The 15,201-nt window shown below is 53.4% G+C and carries 18 protein-coding genes and 1 pseudogene; 7 read left to right on the top strand and 12 right to left on the bottom strand.

What is annotated here, in order from left to right:
- Window positions 1-94 precede the first annotated feature (94 nt).
- The 8 genes from Q1B46_RS16465 to Q1B46_RS16430 all read right to left on the bottom strand — a co-directional run bounded on the left by Q1B46_RS16465 (window position 95) and on the right by Q1B46_RS16430 (window position 4,900).
- Window positions 95-757, bottom strand: a complete 663-nt coding sequence (locus tag Q1B46_RS16465; RefSeq protein WP_299949623.1) for a hypothetical protein — start codon at window positions 755-757, stop codon at window positions 95-97.
- Between the two features lie 27 nt (window positions 758-784).
- On the bottom strand, window positions 785-1,408 hold the full coding sequence (locus Q1B46_RS16460; RefSeq protein WP_299949621.1) for a glutathione S-transferase family protein: 624 nt from the start codon (window positions 1,406-1,408) through the stop codon (window positions 785-787).
- A gap of 4 nt (window positions 1,409-1,412) precedes the next feature.
- Window positions 1,413-2,309, bottom strand: a complete 897-nt coding sequence (locus Q1B46_RS16455) for an NmrA family NAD(P)-binding protein (protein ID WP_299949619.1) — start codon at window positions 2,307-2,309, stop codon at window positions 1,413-1,415.
- 4 nt (window positions 2,310-2,313) lie between these two features.
- Window positions 2,314-3,264: a pyridoxamine 5'-phosphate oxidase family protein gene (locus tag Q1B46_RS16450; protein ID WP_299949617.1), complete on the bottom strand. Its 951-nt coding sequence runs from the start codon at window positions 3,262-3,264 to the stop codon at window positions 2,314-2,316.
- Between the two features lie 24 nt (window positions 3,265-3,288).
- The gene (locus Q1B46_RS16445; RefSeq protein ID WP_299949615.1) at window positions 3,289-3,675 is read right to left on the bottom strand and encodes a nuclear transport factor 2 family protein; all 387 of its coding nucleotides are present in this window, start codon (window positions 3,673-3,675) and stop codon (window positions 3,289-3,291) included.
- A gap of 27 nt (window positions 3,676-3,702) precedes the next feature.
- Window positions 3,703-4,134 (bottom strand): DUF4440 domain-containing protein, encoded by a 432-nt coding sequence (locus Q1B46_RS16440; protein WP_299949613.1) that lies wholly within the window; start codon window positions 4,132-4,134, stop codon window positions 3,703-3,705.
- Between the two features lie 66 nt (window positions 4,135-4,200).
- Window positions 4,201-4,587, bottom strand: a complete 387-nt coding sequence (locus Q1B46_RS16435) for a DUF4440 domain-containing protein (RefSeq protein WP_299949611.1) — start codon at window positions 4,585-4,587, stop codon at window positions 4,201-4,203.
- A gap of 4 nt (window positions 4,588-4,591) precedes the next feature.
- Entirely contained in the window at window positions 4,592-4,900 is a 309-nt protein-coding gene (locus Q1B46_RS16430; protein WP_299949610.1) for a hypothetical protein, read from the bottom strand.
- 99 nt (window positions 4,901-4,999) lie between these two features.
- Here Q1B46_RS16430 and Q1B46_RS16425 point away from each other — a divergent pair, with 99 nt between their 5' ends.
- A complete protein-coding gene (locus tag Q1B46_RS16425; protein WP_299949608.1) occupies window positions 5,000-5,902 on the top strand; it encodes a LysR family transcriptional regulator in 903 nt (300 codons plus the stop codon).
- Window positions 5,903-6,671: 769 nt separating this feature from the next.
- Here Q1B46_RS16425 and ctlX read toward each other — a convergent pair.
- Both ctlX and Q1B46_RS16415 read right to left on the bottom strand, forming a co-directional pair.
- Window positions 6,672-7,607 (bottom strand): citrulline utilization hydrolase CtlX, encoded by a 936-nt coding sequence (gene ctlX / locus Q1B46_RS16420; RefSeq protein WP_299949606.1) that lies wholly within the window; start codon window positions 7,605-7,607, stop codon window positions 6,672-6,674.
- Complete coding sequence (locus tag Q1B46_RS16415) at window positions 7,604-8,674, bottom strand: ornithine cyclodeaminase (protein ID WP_299949605.1); 1,071 nt, start codon at window positions 8,672-8,674, stop codon at window positions 7,604-7,606. The genes ctlX and Q1B46_RS16415 overlap by 4 nt, the downstream gene beginning before the upstream one ends.
- A gap of 135 nt (window positions 8,675-8,809) precedes the next feature.
- Between Q1B46_RS16415 and Q1B46_RS16410 the strand changes: the two genes are divergently transcribed.
- From Q1B46_RS16410 to Q1B46_RS16400, 3 genes and pseudogenes are all read left to right on the top strand, one after another.
- Window positions 8,810-9,256 (top strand): Lrp/AsnC family transcriptional regulator, encoded by a 447-nt coding sequence (locus Q1B46_RS16410; RefSeq protein WP_299949603.1) that lies wholly within the window; start codon window positions 8,810-8,812, stop codon window positions 9,254-9,256.
- A gap of 147 nt (window positions 9,257-9,403) precedes the next feature.
- Entirely contained in the window at window positions 9,404-10,039 is a 636-nt protein-coding gene (locus Q1B46_RS16405; protein ID WP_299949702.1) for a 2-hydroxychromene-2-carboxylate isomerase, read from the top strand.
- Window positions 10,040-10,178: 139 nt separating this feature from the next.
- Window positions 10,179-10,493 (top strand): annotated as a pseudogene (locus Q1B46_RS16400) (transposase); the annotation flags it as partial.
- Between the two features lie 251 nt (window positions 10,494-10,744).
- On the opposite strand, the gene Q1B46_RS16395 reads toward Q1B46_RS16400, so the two are convergent.
- A complete protein-coding gene (locus tag Q1B46_RS16395) occupies window positions 10,745-11,353 on the bottom strand; it encodes a TetR/AcrR family transcriptional regulator (protein WP_299949601.1) in 609 nt (202 codons plus the stop codon).
- Between the two features lie 72 nt (window positions 11,354-11,425).
- Between Q1B46_RS16395 and Q1B46_RS16390 the strand changes: the two genes are divergently transcribed.
- From Q1B46_RS16390 to Q1B46_RS16380, 3 genes are read left to right on the top strand one after another with little or no spacing between them, the layout of a single operon-like run.
- Entirely contained in the window at window positions 11,426-11,959 is a 534-nt protein-coding gene (locus Q1B46_RS16390) for a peroxiredoxin-like family protein (RefSeq protein ID WP_299949599.1), read from the top strand.
- Window positions 11,960-11,971: 12 nt separating this feature from the next.
- The gene (locus Q1B46_RS16385; RefSeq protein WP_299949597.1) at window positions 11,972-12,373 is read left to right on the top strand and encodes a nuclear transport factor 2 family protein; all 402 of its coding nucleotides are present in this window, start codon (window positions 11,972-11,974) and stop codon (window positions 12,371-12,373) included.
- A gap of 27 nt (window positions 12,374-12,400) precedes the next feature.
- A complete protein-coding gene (locus Q1B46_RS16380) occupies window positions 12,401-12,841 on the top strand; it encodes a nuclear transport factor 2 family protein (protein ID WP_299949595.1) in 441 nt (146 codons plus the stop codon).
- Window positions 12,842-13,969: 1,128 nt separating this feature from the next.
- Here the strand turns inward: Q1B46_RS16380 and Q1B46_RS16375 are convergent.
- The gene (locus tag Q1B46_RS16375; RefSeq protein WP_299949593.1) at window positions 13,970-15,121 is read right to left on the bottom strand and encodes an amidohydrolase; all 1,152 of its coding nucleotides are present in this window, start codon (window positions 15,119-15,121) and stop codon (window positions 13,970-13,972) included.
- Window positions 15,122-15,201: the final 80 nt, after the last annotated feature.

Raw genomic sequence — 15,201 nt, 5'->3', positions numbered from 1 at the left:
CTCTTACCGGGCACATTTGCAAAAGCAGATCTGTCGTGGCCAATAAAAATGGCCACGACAAAGATCAACATACTGTTGATTGAAGATTTTAGCTCTAGATGGCGTGGGCTTTGTCGCCCGTTGCCGCTTCAATGATCTGCTCGAACCGCACCCGGAATGCCTCTGGTTCATATTCAGAGTTGATCTGTCCAAGCAACGTGTCTTCCTCAGAGAGGATGAGGATCGTCGGGTAAGACTGAATTCCAAACGACGAGGAAAAGGCATAGCTCTCAGCGACGACAGGCGTTTCCTCTGTGGCAACAACGATCGCGTAAGTGTCAAGTTTGGGGAAATCGTGAGCCTCACATATCTCGTCATATGTCGCAGCGACGTTTAGATCCTTTCCATTCAGGAAGTGCTCGTCTTGCAAGACATGTGCAAATTCCAATGCCCGGTCCGGGGCCCGGTCCTTCATTTGCAAAATGGCGTGGCTGGGCGGAGCCGAGATGCTGAGAGGCGCGTTCTCTCGTTGCAACATATCGCGGAACGGCTGACCGATTGCTCGCCCTGTTACGCGGGTCATTTTGGTCTCTGCCTCGGCAATGTAGTCTGCCATATCAGCGTAGCTTCCAACCCGGTCCCCTTTGACCAGACCGCCGGGAACGATATCGATTTCGACATCAGGATGCGATTTCACGAAAGCATCAAGCGTCGGCGTAAAGCCAAAGCACCATCCGCACAGAGTGTCATGTCCGTAAATGATCTTGATCTTGCTCATGTAAAAGTCCTTTGCTCCGGGACAGATTCAAGCGGCTGAACCCATAATTTCGGCGACGGACTGGATTTTCGGAAACCCGTCCAAAGCTTCGATCCGAGCAAGCCATGCGCGGACATTCGGATAGTCAACCAGCGATACACCTGCTTCCTCAACCGCAGAGATGTAACCGTAGTTGGCCACATCCGCGATGGTCGGGGTGGTACCGACGAGCCAGTCGTTCTGAGCCAGATGCGGCTCAAACAAAGTATTCATCAGGGTATGGGTTTTCTCGACTGCCCCGTCATAGTCGATCGGCGCGCCGAAGAATTTGGAGATGCGTGCACCACACGGGCCCTCGAATACTTCTTTGACACTGGTGGTCAGCCATTCCTGAACCTGCGCTGCAACGGCCGCGTCCGCTGGTAGCCAAGTGCGCTCGGCGTCGTGTTCCATCGCTAGATAAGTCAGGATCGAGGTGGAATCCCGCAGAACCAGATCTCCATCCACCAGCGCGGGCACCTGACCCAAAGGGCTGATTTTCAGATAGTCCGGTTGCTTGTGCGCCCCGCTTTGGAGATCCATCAGGACCACCTCATGATCAACGTTCAGTAGCGAAAGCATGGCAGTTGCACGATGGGCGTGTCCAGACAAAGGGTGTGTGTAGAGCTTCATGAGATTATCCTTGTTGGATGAAGTGGTTGCGATGATCTGACACCCAGTCCGCAAAAGATGTCAGTTTCAGATTGAAACGCGTTTCAATGTGCGATGGATCGGCCAGAAAACCGGGCTGAAATTGATCTGGGTTGGCCTGCACACCGCCGTACATGCCCGCGATCATTTCCGCGACATGAGGTCCGGCCAGTGCGCCAAGCTGACGCTCGAACTCTGGTGCCGTCATGACATCGTAAGCAAGGCTATGCCCCAGCACCTCCCCCATGATACCGGCGAGTTCGTCGCCATCTAGGGCCGCAGGTCCTCCTAGAGGCAAAACTTCATTCGGAAGATCGCCTTGGAACGCTTTGTCCGCGACGCGACCAAAATCGGCTGCTGCGCCCCATTGCATCTTGAAACGGCTGGGCGTTGGATATGACAGCTTGCCCTCCGCCAAGCCCTCTACGGTCCAAGGTCCAAGCAGGTTCTCCATGTAAGTGACCGGCACCAGCCCAAGGAATGAAAAGTCGCCTTCCTGCAAGGCACGCAGGACTACGGCGCCGGTATCAGTCTCCGACGATGGGTCCATGATCGGTCCACCCGTGTTCCAAACAACCCGCTTAATGCCCGCTTCTCTCGCGGCTTCCAGGGCATTCATACCGTATAGATTGCGATCATCGTTCGGGTCTGTGATGAGCGGTACGTGCAGGAATAAAGCATCCTGCCCCTCGCTTGCGCGACGCAAGGCGCCCAGATCACTCATATCACCTGTGACAACATCAACGCCTGCGGCTTGCCAGCGCTCTGCGCCATTCGAGGAGCGGGTAAAAGCCCGCACATGGTGACCCGCGTCGACCAGCGCCTGCGTGCCGGCCGTCATCTGTGCACCATTTGCACCATAGGCAAGAATCCTGAGTGTCATGGGATCAGTCCTTCTCGGGTTGTGACTTGAGTTCCGGGCTAACCGGCGATGCTTCGATGAACCGCCAACGAAGTGCGGTGCTAGCGATTTTTCGTATGACATCGGTTATTTCGATACGCAGAAGCTTTTGTGCGCCGGGAAAACGTGAGACCTCATCTGCGTCCTCAATGAGGCTAGCGGTCCCTTGAACATGCAGCTGATCCCCGGTCTCGAAATCCACGAATAGCAGCGCCGCCTGCGGGTTCAGAAGGAGATTGCCGAAGGTGTTGTAAAGGTCATTGCCCTTGTAGTCGGGGATCGTGATTTGAGACGAACCATCCACCGAAACAAACCCGGGTTGACCGCCGCGATGGTTCACATCGACACCCTCATAAGGCGCGTCTGACCCATCCCGCACATACGAAGCGATAAAAAACGTGTCGGCGTTTGTGATCAGGTCATAATCGTGGAGCGACAAACTTGCATATTGCGTTGTCTCTATTGGCCCGGATGATTGAATACGCTGAGCTATTTCCCGGAGGTTGATGTATTTTGGGCAATTGCCGTAGCTCTGTACAACGGTAATGCTGATCGACATCTCGTCCATAGCGAAAACTCGACCATGCATCCGATTGCGACGACGGTTCGCCAGATCGAGCCCCAAGACACCGACAGGTTGGCCGATGTCGAGTGCATCAAATGCGCGAATGTCTTGGCGAGGACCCGTTCTGACAATCAGCGTCTTGGGGTCCGGAGAGGAAGCAAACCCAACTGACCCGGTGACGATGGAGGCGTGCGATAGACCCTGTTGATCAATGGTTCCCAGAAAGATGTATTCCAGATCCTCAAAAAACTCACGATGCTGATCCGGCATGAAGTCACGCATCAGATGCTGCGTCATCACATCGATTTTAGCGCGCATACCGGCTTGGTTTTGCAGGCGTAGTTCACCAGAGTGGAAATGCTTGTTGGTCATGGGAAACCTCTGGGCTTGCGTGGATCAGGAAACTGTGGGCGGGCCGTTCGGGCAGTCGATCAAGTAGCCCCAGCCTCCATTTTCCAGTTTTTTGGCAACTTCCATGGACTGTCCTTCAGCCATGATCGTCCCATCAGGCCCGATTACCCTCCAGTTGGCGCGCAACATGGCCACATCTCCATTGATCACCTCGCAGAACACATCGCTTTTGATCTCTGGCTTCAGGCCCAGGAAGCCTTCAAAGGCCTTCCGCGCGCCTTCTATCCCCGTGAGTGGTGGTTGGTCAGGTGGAAAATAGATTTGGCAGTCAGGGTGAAAGAGCGATGTGATGCCCTCAAGATCACCATCTTGAAGATAAGCGCTGACACAATCAGCGATGTCGCGGGGGCGTTTTGCAATATGTTGGGTCATGTTTAAGCGGGTCCTTTTGGTGAGTGATCAAAAATCAAAAGAGCCAGCATCGCGCACGCTGTCAGGCAGCCAGGTTTCCTGGATGTGCAGCCAAGTGACGGGGCTGGTCATCTTCAACAAGACGCTGGTGACGCGGGCATTCTTGTGCTCGGATTGCGTGGCACCCACCTGCCATTCGGTATAGGTGGCCATCACCAGATCCCCGAGTTCCTGTCGGACGGTCACATCGCGAATCTGAATACGGAAATCCTTGTTCGTCCCAAAGCCTCTGTCGAAACCGACTTTCAGCATCTCACCGGTCAGGATGTGACCTTCTGGTGGGATGAACACGACGTTTTCATCCAGGCGCGACAAGAACTGAGGGCCAAGCTGATCACGATCCGCTGTCCCGTTGAACCATTCAGTGAAAAAATCATGCAGATCGACGATTTCGCTCGTGACGGTTTCCAAAGTGGTCATTGTCCATCTCCTGTTGATGAATGTGAAAGGTCTGGTCGCACCTGGACGACACGACCAGGGGAAGGCTTAAGCAGGACCGTTATTGTCAATGTCGAGAAACATCTTCCAGGCGCCAGATTCGTCACGTTTGTAGCCAAGAACCAGGCGGCCTTCGGGTTCTTTGACCTCGCCAGTGTCGCGCATTTTCATGGTGCCGTAGAAGCGGCCGGACACGACGGCCGTGTCGCCGTAAAACTGCAGGTCCTCGATGTCGTAGCCGGAGGTGATTTCTGCAGCAGCGATGCGCGGATTGTACTTGTCACGGATCGCCTGAGTGCCAACGGTCACGGGCTGGCGTTCATTGACCGTCATGACGTCTGGGTGACAGGAAGCTACCATCCGCTCGATATCGCCGCTGTTGAGGCCTTCGTTCCATTCGTTGATGGCGCCCTGGATTTCTTCGCGTTCAGTCATGGTCTTACTCCGATGTTTTGGGTTGATGGGGTGTGAAAAACTGACCAACGATCATTTCTTCGATTTGGCCAAGGAACGCCTTGGTGGCAGGGCGTTTAGCAAATTGGGGCGTCACGCGCTTTGCCGTCTCGTGATCGGGGAAGGTGAAAATTTCGGCATAAAGGGTGTCGCGCGACCGGTCGGTCGTAACCAGCGTTTCCCAGGATGTGACGCCTTCGAGCGCTACAAAGTCTGCGCGGGCCGCCTCGCGGATGGCGTCAACATCAGCGCCCTCTTTCATTTTCAGAACGAATATCTCGGTGATCGCGGTCATTGAAAGCTCCCTGGTTGTCCGGCTTGTGAAGAACTTAATCTGCTGCTATCGTAAGGATAACCACCTATTTTCCTGACACTCTGATCGAAATTTCGAACAATGAGCCAGAACAATTTTGGAGAAATCCGTGTCTTCGTAGAAGTTGCTCGCCGGGGTGGCTTCCGCGCAGCTGCTGAGCATTTGCATCAATCACCTGCATCAGTGAGTGAAGCCATTCAGCGTTTCGAGGACAGGCTGGGTGTACGACTCTTTGAGCGATCAACCCGGTCGGTTGCCCTGACCACCGTTGGAGAACAGCTCTATGCACGTAGCTTCCCGGCCGTCACGGACCTCGAAGGCGCACTAAGCGCACTGGACGAAGAGAAAGACCAGGTAAGCGGCACGTTACGTCTTTCCGCGCCGTATAGCGCAGGTCCCTTCTTTCTTGACGATCTACTCGCAAGGTTCGCCATGACCTATCCGACCGTTCAGGTCGAAGTCATATATGACGATAAAAAGGTGGACCTTCTGACCTCGGGCATCGATGCAGCGATAAGGTCACAGACCATGATGGCCGCAGACACACACGCCCTACCTGTTGGCCCGGAACTCAATATGACGATTGTCGCGGCGCACAGCTATCTCGATGAACGCGGAACCCCAAAGCACCCGAGGGAGGTCTTGGATCACGACACGATCTGTTACGCGTTCGGTCGCGGCGATCGGCTTGCTCCTTGGGGATTCACCGGTCCAGAAGGAGCTTATGTTATGCAGCCCAAACCAAGGATGGTGGCTAATGACATGCGTTCGCTGCTGAACTACGCAGCCCAAGGGCTGGGCCTCGCCTATGTCTATGGCGAAATTGCTGCGCCTTACGTTGCCAAAGGTGATCTTGTCGAAGTCCTGGGTAAACATCTGGCTTCTATGCCCCGCTACTCGATTAACTATCAAAGCAAGCGGCACATGCCCCGACGGCTGCGGGCGTTCATTGATCTGGCGAAGACCGAAACTCGATTGCAGTAGATACCGAGCAAGACATGGCTGGATTTAGTTCTGTTTCCGCCTTGGGATCCCCTATCTTCGATAGACATGTTCATACACCGACTGCATCCTGCCTCTCCGAGCTTTCGCTAGTAAAAGACTGGTAAAGGTCGCGATTAATGTAATCATGCTAAGCTGATCGTGATCCTAAAACCCGTTCTAAGAACTGGCGCAGCGAACATTGCCAACATAACAAATGTAGACCTTCGCTGCGTGTAGCGCGAAATGGTAAAATACGAAACAAAGAAGAAGTCGCTACCACGGCACAGGCGCTTGTGGTTTCGGCATCCAATGATCCAGTGAGCGCGCACGATCTGCGATTCTTCTGGCCCTTCTGTCGATTTGGGCTTTCTCATTCGATCAAGGTAGTTCTAAGGAGAGTGGAAAGAACCACACCGCTACGGGAGCGGGTATTGAAGGATATATGCATTGATGGCACGGCAACAAAACCAAGAAGGCGAAGATTCGCGCGGTCAAGGATCTCGCCAGCTTCCTGAAGCATTCACCTGACTTAGCAACACCGGATGAATTCCACACCTATCAGATACATATGAACAATAGAGCTAAACAGAATCCTTTTTGAAGCCGATCAACCAGATCCCGGCGGTAAACACCTAGTCTGTCACTAATACTCCTTTGGCAGCAGGTCACTGTTGCACTCCTCTAGATGCGATCCGTGCTCCCATAACTCCTCCATTACCGAGTTAAGCCCGCTCACCTCATAAACATCGAGTGCGTATTCATCACCGCATCAGGCTCGAGGTGACAGATGTATCCCCGCGATGGTGCACCGCACCGAGCCGCCTGCCATTTCAATGGTTGGAATGGCCAGAGGCACCAGCTTGGCATAGAATTCGATACGCAAACGCTGTTCGGGGGTCAGCACTTCATAAGCCGCCTGAGACAGCGCCAGGATCAATCCGTCCCGTCCCATCAGCTCGATTGCATTACCCGCAAAACCGGCAATCTGATTGTTAGTGAGCACAACTACATCGCGTCCGGTTTCCCCCAGCCGGGCCAAGACCTCAGCCCGGCGCGCGAGATCGGGGATCATTTCGGCCCCGATCAGGGCAAAACCGGTTCCGATGCACATCAAAACATTGGTGTGATAGATTGATGTGCCCTTGTCATCCTGAGCAGCAAAGACCATGGGCTCAAAATTGAAGTGTGTGCAGAATCGTTCCAACGCGATTGGATTGGTCCTGTCGCTTTCCACTGCATATGCCACCCGATCAATGTGATCGAGGACCATCGCCCCGGTTCCCTCTAGGAAAAGACCGTCCGGCTCCAGCCCCGAATAATCGATGATATCCTGAACGCGGTATTCAACCTTGAGCATCTCAAGGATATCCTGACGCCGCTCCAACCGCCGGTTTTTTGCCTTCATCGGATAGACTGCCACATGACCGCCCGCATGTGTCGAGAACCAGTTGTTGGGAAAGACACAATCAGGAGTGGCGAGATCCTCACCTTCAAACACATGCACACTTACTCCGTTTTCCCGCAGCACTTTGACTGCACGCGTGTGCTCTTCATAAGCGCGGGCGGCATAATCTGCTTTATCCGAATTGCCAGCATTCACTGCCGCCTGAAACGCATTGTCAGCGGCAGTTTCTGTGTTCACGGTGAAATGGTGCGGGCGTATCATGACGACAGCACCAGGGGCCTGAACTGAAGAGCGGATCATTCCACGCCCGCCTTCATTGGAGTCGCCCGCAAGACCATGCCAAATAGATCGCGCGGGTCGTCAGGATCGGCCAGCATATCGAGATCCTGATAAAGCCCGGTGCCCTCCAGCCGATCGCGAATGTAGCGCAGCGCCGAGAAATCCTCGGTCGCAAAGCCCACTCCATCAAACAGAGTGATTTGACGATCGCTGGTGCGCCCCTCAGACTGACCGGTGATGACTTTCCACATCTCAATCACAGGGAAATCATCAGGCATTTGCTGGATTTCTCCTTCGATCCGGGTCTGCGGTGGATATTCCACGAACACGTCCGCACGTGTCAGGATCGCACCTGCCAGTTCCGTCTTGCCCGGGCAATCGCCACCGATGGCGTTGATATGTACTCCATAACCGACCATGTTGTCGTTCAGCACTGTTGCGTTCTGCTTGTCGGCAGTGCAAGTGGTGATAATGTCTGCCCCCTGCACGGCCTCTTCGGCGGAGCTAATGGCCACCATTGTCACACCGCGTCCTTCCAGATTGCGCATGAGCTTTTTAGTTGCCTTTGGATCGATATCGTAAAGGCGGATGTTGTCGATGCCACATATTTCCTTCATTGCCATCGCTTGGAATTCCGATTGCGCACCATTGCCGATCATCGCCATGGTGCGGGCACCTTTGGGTGCTAAATATTTCGCCACCACGGCCGAAGTCGCCGCGGTGCGCAGCGCCGTTAGCACGGTCATCTCGGTCAAAAGCACCGGATAGCCAGTATTGACATCCGCCAGAAGGCCAAAAGCAGTAACGGTTTGCAGGCCTTCTTTGGTGTTCTTGGGGTGGCCGTTGACATACTTGAACCCATACGTGCTGCCGTCCGAAGTGGGCATCAGTTCAATCACGCCCTCATTCGAATGCGCGGCCACACGTGGGGTTTTGTCAAATAACTCCCAACGGCGGAAATCCTCTTCGATATATCCGGCGATCCCGGCCAGCATCGGTTCAATTCCGATCCGGTGGATCAACTGCATCATGTTGTCGACGCTGACAAAGGGAACATAGGCGCGTTCGGAAGGTGCAGGGGCAAACATGGGTAATCCTGTTATTGTTTGAACTGCCCCACTATCCAATCTTCAAATTGCAGACCCCATCCAAAACTTGCTACAAATTTTCTGCATTTTTGGTTATTATGCTACTAAATATTGTACAATCTGTAGAAATCGGCGATGAAACACAGCAACCGCGCAAAACACATCTTTGACGATTACGACCGGTTGTTGATCAGCCTGCTACGTAAGGACGGGCGCGCTTCTGTGTCTAAACTAGCTGAGATCATGGGAGTATCCCGTGGTACGGTGCAAACGCGACTGGATCGATTGCTGGAAAGCGGTGCACTCTTGGGCTTCACTGCCCGCGTGCGAGAAGACTACGAGGTGGACCAGATCCGCGCCATCATGATGATTGAGGTAATGGGGAAAAACACATCTCAGGTAATCCGCAAGTTGCGCGGATTACCTGAGCTGACGATGATGCACACGACCAGCGGGAAATGGGACCTAATCGCGGAAGTCACCGTAACTACACTTTCTGATTTCGACCGTACCCTGCGCGAGGTGCGGCTGATTGATGGTGTTGTAAACAGTGAAACCAGTATTCTTCTGTCCAGTGTGTGAAATGATACATAGGTTACACCCCGTAATCGGCCTAAAGCCGCCAAACCAAACAAACAATATTTACTCCGGGATACCAATTTTCGAAGGTGGATTGACAAACTATATTTAAGCTTTTTGAGAAAAATGAGGAAAGAGATTGTGACCTTGATGAGCGATACATGCAACATTGAATTTTTCTACTCTGCGCACTCGGCCTTTGCCTATATTGGGTATCGGCGATTGCAAGAAATCTGCTTAGCTCACAATGCTGTCTTACGGCATCGGCCGATCGACTTGGATTTGGTCGTATATGCATCAGGTGCGCAACAATACGAAGAGCGGAGCTCCACTCACAAAAACTACTATTTCGGTCGGGAAATAGAACGGTGGGCGGAGTTTCGGGAGGTGGAGATTCTCTCTCATACCCCAACCCATCACTGGAAACCACTTGGTCTTGCGAATGGTATGTTGATAGCTGCGTCTCAATCTAATGTTGACGTCAATACGCTCGCATTCGCGATTATGCAGTCACACTGGCGCGACAATGCGGATATTTCGGATTGCGCAACGCTGGCGAAGGTTGCTCGCAATGTCGACATTGATCCTGACGCTCTACTAGAGGCGGCATTGTCTGCCGGAGTTCAAGATATTCATTCCAAGAATGCAAAAGACGCTATCGAATGCGGAGTTCTGGGGTCCCCGACGTTCATACTGGATGGAGACATGTTCTATGGCCAAGATCGATTAGATTTTTTGGAGAGGGCGCTTGTTCAGCCATTCGCTGCAAATAAGTTTGTGACCTAGACTATGGTGCGCATCAAAAAAGGCTTGGTCAGGGACCGGCGCATAGCAACTGGAGCCAACTTGACCGAATCTGAAGCAAACAGTACTCGACGCAGGGGGGAAATCTGGGACGCCGCAAACAGTGATCTGGCCGTCGTTGATTGAGCTGACCTACCAAACCTACCTATCCGAAACCAAGTGCTGCCCAAGCGCAGATCCCTGCAACATGACCCGCGAAGAAAACGAAGACACCCGCCAAGTCGCTCGTGATATCGCAAAAACCTTCCAGTACGACATCTCGATAACACTCAGAAAGAAGGTCGAGATGCTCTTCACCCACCTCAAATGCATCCTCGGGCCAGGACGCCTCAGATCAGTTGGCCCATGTCGCGCAAATGATAAATTCTTCCTCGCCGCAACCGCTCAAAACCTCCGGAAACTGGCTAAGATCTTTCCTGCACCACAGCAATCGTGAAATGTCTGATAGGAAAGACCTCTGCGCCGTGTACTGGAAGACACTTTCCGCGCCAGCATCACGTTGTTTTTCCACAGAATCTACCAAATTCCCAACTTCGTTGTGCCAAGCAATTTTGCTACGCGGTACTGCAAAAGAGACGTTTATTTGCATCTGATTTCAACAAGACGAACGTAGTGAAAAAGGTATTTCAAAGGCTCCTTTTGTACGGGGTTAACAGAGATCTCTCAAAAACGCTTAAGCTTTGGCCGTCAAAAAGCGAGCAGCATCTGTACTCGAGAATCGATATCCTTTTGCATACGCTCGCCACACCAACCAGCGCGCCCTCTGAACATGTAGCCTTGCCTCAGATCGTAGAGAAGTGCAGCCCGTTCACGGGAGGGAAAATCTTCGTGCAACGTGCCTTTTTCGATTTCTCGATCAAACCGAGCAGCGAGGCGTTTCTCGGTGTCGTCAATCGCCGCCTCGACGCGTTCAGCAACTCCTTCGACCTGCCCGACCGTCGTGACCACGCTGGATGCCAGAAAACAACCCTTTGCCCCGCTTTCGTGCTCCGTTGCATAGTGGACCACTTCGGACAGAAATCCTTTGATAGCTTTGGTGATGTCCTCCTCTGCTTCAAAGGCCACGACTGGCGCACAACCATCCACGTCCGCATAAAGGTCGATGGTTTTGAGATATAGTTCTCGCTTGTCACCGAAGGCCGCATACAGACTGGGCCCGGTAATCCCCATTGCCTGCGTCAGATCACGCAGCGACGCACCGTCATATCCCTTGGTCCAGAAGACCGACATCGCCTGCATAAGGGCTTCGTCGTAATCGAAGGTTCTTGGGCGGCCCAATTTTTTTGTATCGGTCAATATATAATTCCTTGACTCTCGCGTGATCATGATAGTTATGTATCATTCGATATATAATCAGAAAGGTTCCTCATGACCAGCCCCAAACCTGCCGTCGGAAAGGCATTTCCGGCGATCAATATACCTGTGCTTGGAGGCCGTACCCGAAGCCTGTCCACTCCCAGGGACGGGTACGACTGGATGTTGACCGTCGTCTATCGCGGTAAACACTGCCCGCTTTGCACGACCTACTTGCGAGATTTGAACAGCGCGCTCCCTGACCTGAACGCTTTGGGCGTCGATGTCCTGGCGGTCTCGGCCGACAGCGCAGAGCGCGCCACCGCACAGATGCAAGAGGTCTCACCAACCTTCGATATCGGCTATGGTCTGAGCGTTGAGCAGATGCAGACGCTGGGTCTGTACATCTCCGGACCGCGCAATGGGATGGATGTCGAAGGGCCGTTTGCCGAGCCCGGTCTGTTCGTCATCAACGATCAGGGCGTACTGCAGATTGTCGATATTTCGAATGTTCCGTTCGCCCGCCCCAGCCTGACAAGCCTTGTGATGGGCATCCGGTTCCTGCGTGGGTTGTCAGGTGACTTCCCCGTCAACGGCACTCACGCTTGAAGGAGATCGACTATGACAGACAGAACAGAAACAGGCGTGCGCGCCGCGATTGAGGACCTGATGAATGTCGCGGTCCACGGCGATGCCAGCGGCCTTGACCGCATTTATCATAATGACATGCAAATCCTGATGCTGGACATCAGTGGCGAATTGGCACGTTTTGACAAACCCGGTTTCATGGCGCTGATGGCCAACTCAATCAAAGACACCAACCCGGATGATCACAAATGGGCACGCTTCAACACCGTTGAAGCCAATGGAGACCAAGGACATGTCCTGATCACGCGACGTGTGCCAATCGGTGATGCCCGCAAAGTGCTTGAGCTCAGCATCGATCTGATTTTCGAAGACAACCGCTGGCAGGTCACGCGAGAGGTGATCTTCGCGCGCCCTGACCCAGAGCCGATTACCTGACACCTATCCACAAAAAAGGAACGCACTATGCGAATAATGACCACTATCGCAGCCGTCTTGTTGTCGACCGGCATGGCCGTTGCGGATGACGCAACCACCAGCCTGAACGCTGTCAACGATCAGTTCAACATCTTCGCTGCCGACCAAGACGCGGCTGGGTTGGTCTCACTCTATTCCGAGGACACGCTTTGGATCGAACAGGGCAAGCCTGTGCGTCAAGGCTTGGAGGGCCCACGGGAGCTGTTCGAATTCGTCACCGCCAATAAAGGTGATGTTACTCATACGATTGACCACCTATATGTCTCAGACGACGAGACCCTGGCGGTCATGATCGGGTTCGTTGAGGCTAAAATCGAAACCGTCGGTATGGATGCCACGGGCACCTACCTGTTCGTCTTGCGCCCGGAAGACGATGGCTGGGAAATCGTCACCGATATGTGGCATCAGCATACGAACGGCGAAGAATGAATCTGTTGACTAGAGTCGTTTTCTTTGTCCAAGTATAAAGCTGTTTCGAAATATCGATGCACTGCAACATTCGAGATTTCTTCAGTGTTATGTGTACGTTTTCGGCTCAACCTTCGTACCACCGCACTATCTCTGACCAGTATGGGCAGCTGCGGCCCAATTGTATGTACCGGCAACTGTCCGCAACTAACTACTTCACATATTCTCTGAAGTCTCTCACATGTATCCAGCTTGTTGATTGACACGCGGGTCGTAACCTTTTTGAGGTTACGCTAGCACCGCTATCTCTTTAACGCGCAGAGTGGGGGTAACCATTTGGGCCGTCAGATTCCGGGGCGTAGATTTTCGTCCAATGCTTTCGATACATCACGAACTCCTTCGGCGCGCGTCGGTCCATAGACGCCGATCGCAACAGCACTTCTCGTGGCGCTCCCGTGACGATCTTGTCCCATATTGCATCCTTCCAGGCTTGAGAAAGGATCGCAGTATCAAACCGTGGGATCAATCAACTAATTTCCGTGCGACGTCACGGTCAGGTTGGTTTCTCAAACGATCTGGCGCCATCGGATATGCCCGCCCTTAAGGACATCGATTTCGGAAGCAGTTTGAGAGCATTCCTGAGGTTCAGAACGCGCAAATATCCAGAAATGTTTTTCGAAGAATCTCGTCACAGTATTCTGGCGAATATTGGGTCGAAAAGATCTACGATGATGCTTCACTCGGAAAGTCGAACAGCCAGAGTACATTGGGACTTTTCATTCATCGGTCCGCAAACTGCACCGCCCGTCGCTGAATAACTAGGACCTGCTGGAAAATATCTTTGCGGAATAAAGAGATATATGTGGTCGTTGGTATGTCGATAGTTGCTGGGGTCGTGCAGTATTGAACCCAAGAGCGTCGCATCACGGGAAGCCATTCGATTGCAAATAAAAGAGAAGACTACATCTCGGACCTGCTTACTCCAATTGAGCGGAGATACAAATATCTTTCACGGAGCCGAGTTACCTGCCAATGATGCTGTCGCCGCGTCGAAGGGAAACACCTCAACAGTGTTTCTATTCCACACGGCGATGGCGTCAAACTTCAAGTTGCTGAGTAAACAGATTGACGTAACAAACGCGAGAAATCTTAGGCTTTCCCAAGAATATCTCGCGCGATACGTTCAAAGATATTCGCCCCGACAGGAATGAGATCGTCCGGAAAGTCATAATCGGGATTGTGCAATGCGGCGTAGTTTTCTCCTGGCCCCATACAAAGCATCGCAGCCTTGGCGTCCCAGCCAAATACACCGAAATCTTCGGAAGCGCGCATGGGAAGACCAAAATCGCCATTCTCGACGTCAAGCGCGTCCATGGCCGCAACCGCGACCTCGGTTGCCTCGGCATCGTTGATCGAAGCTGCAAACGCATCACAGACATCAAAGGACACTTCAAGCCCGTATTCTGCAGCCGCTGCTTTGGCAAGATCGCGCGCGTCGCGGTCCATCGCCTCCATCGCATTATCGCGTGAGGTCCGCAGCGTGGCATAGATCACCGCTTCGCCGGGTGCCACACCAAATGATGGCTCGCCAAGCTGCGCATGGGTCACCGTCACCAGACGGAAATCATCGTCAAGCTTACCGCCATGACCGAGGTCGTCCAGCGCCGGGATTAGCTTTGCGACGGCTCCGGCCGGTGACACCCCATCCTCCGGGTCGGCCGCGTGTGCCGTCTTGCCGGTCAGTTTGATCTCAAGACCCTGCGAGGCGCAGTTTATCAACCCGACGCGCGTCGACACATAGCCAAACGGACGGCCCGGCTCGATATGGATCGCAAAGGCCCAGTCGGCGCGGATCTCTTCATAAGCAGGGTCTGCGACCACGGCCCGGGCGCCGCTGCCATCTTCCTCAGCGGGTTGGAACATCAGCACCACCCTGCCCTTCGCCACCGGTTCGCGGGAAATCATCCGGCCAAGCGCCAACAGAAAGGTCATATGCCCGTCATGGCCGCACAGATGCCCTTTGCCGGGGATTTCCGAGATCCATGGATTGTCCGAAATTTCCTGGATCGGCAGCGCATCCAGTTCCGCTCGAAACAGCACGGTGGGACCGTCGACCGCACTGTCGAACACCGCCGCGACACCATGACCGCCCAGACCAGTCAGAATTTTGGACGGTTTCATAGGCTCCAGCGCACCGACGATCGACTTCGCGGTTTCAACTTCTTCCCCCGACAATTCAGGGCGGCGGTGCAACTGCCGGCGAAACTCAGTCAGTTCGATCAGATCGGAATTACTCAGCATTCATTCAACTCCCAGTAGTAGTGCCCAACGGGTCTGTTCTGTTTGACCACCACAGCATCGCATGATCAATGGATTGGCCG

The organism is uncultured Ruegeria sp., assembly GCF_947500045.1.
Lineage (GTDB): Bacteria > Pseudomonadota > Alphaproteobacteria > Rhodobacterales > Rhodobacteraceae > Ruegeria.
Note: the sequence above shows the minus strand (reverse complement) of the source record. Positions and strands in the feature narration are given on the sequence as shown.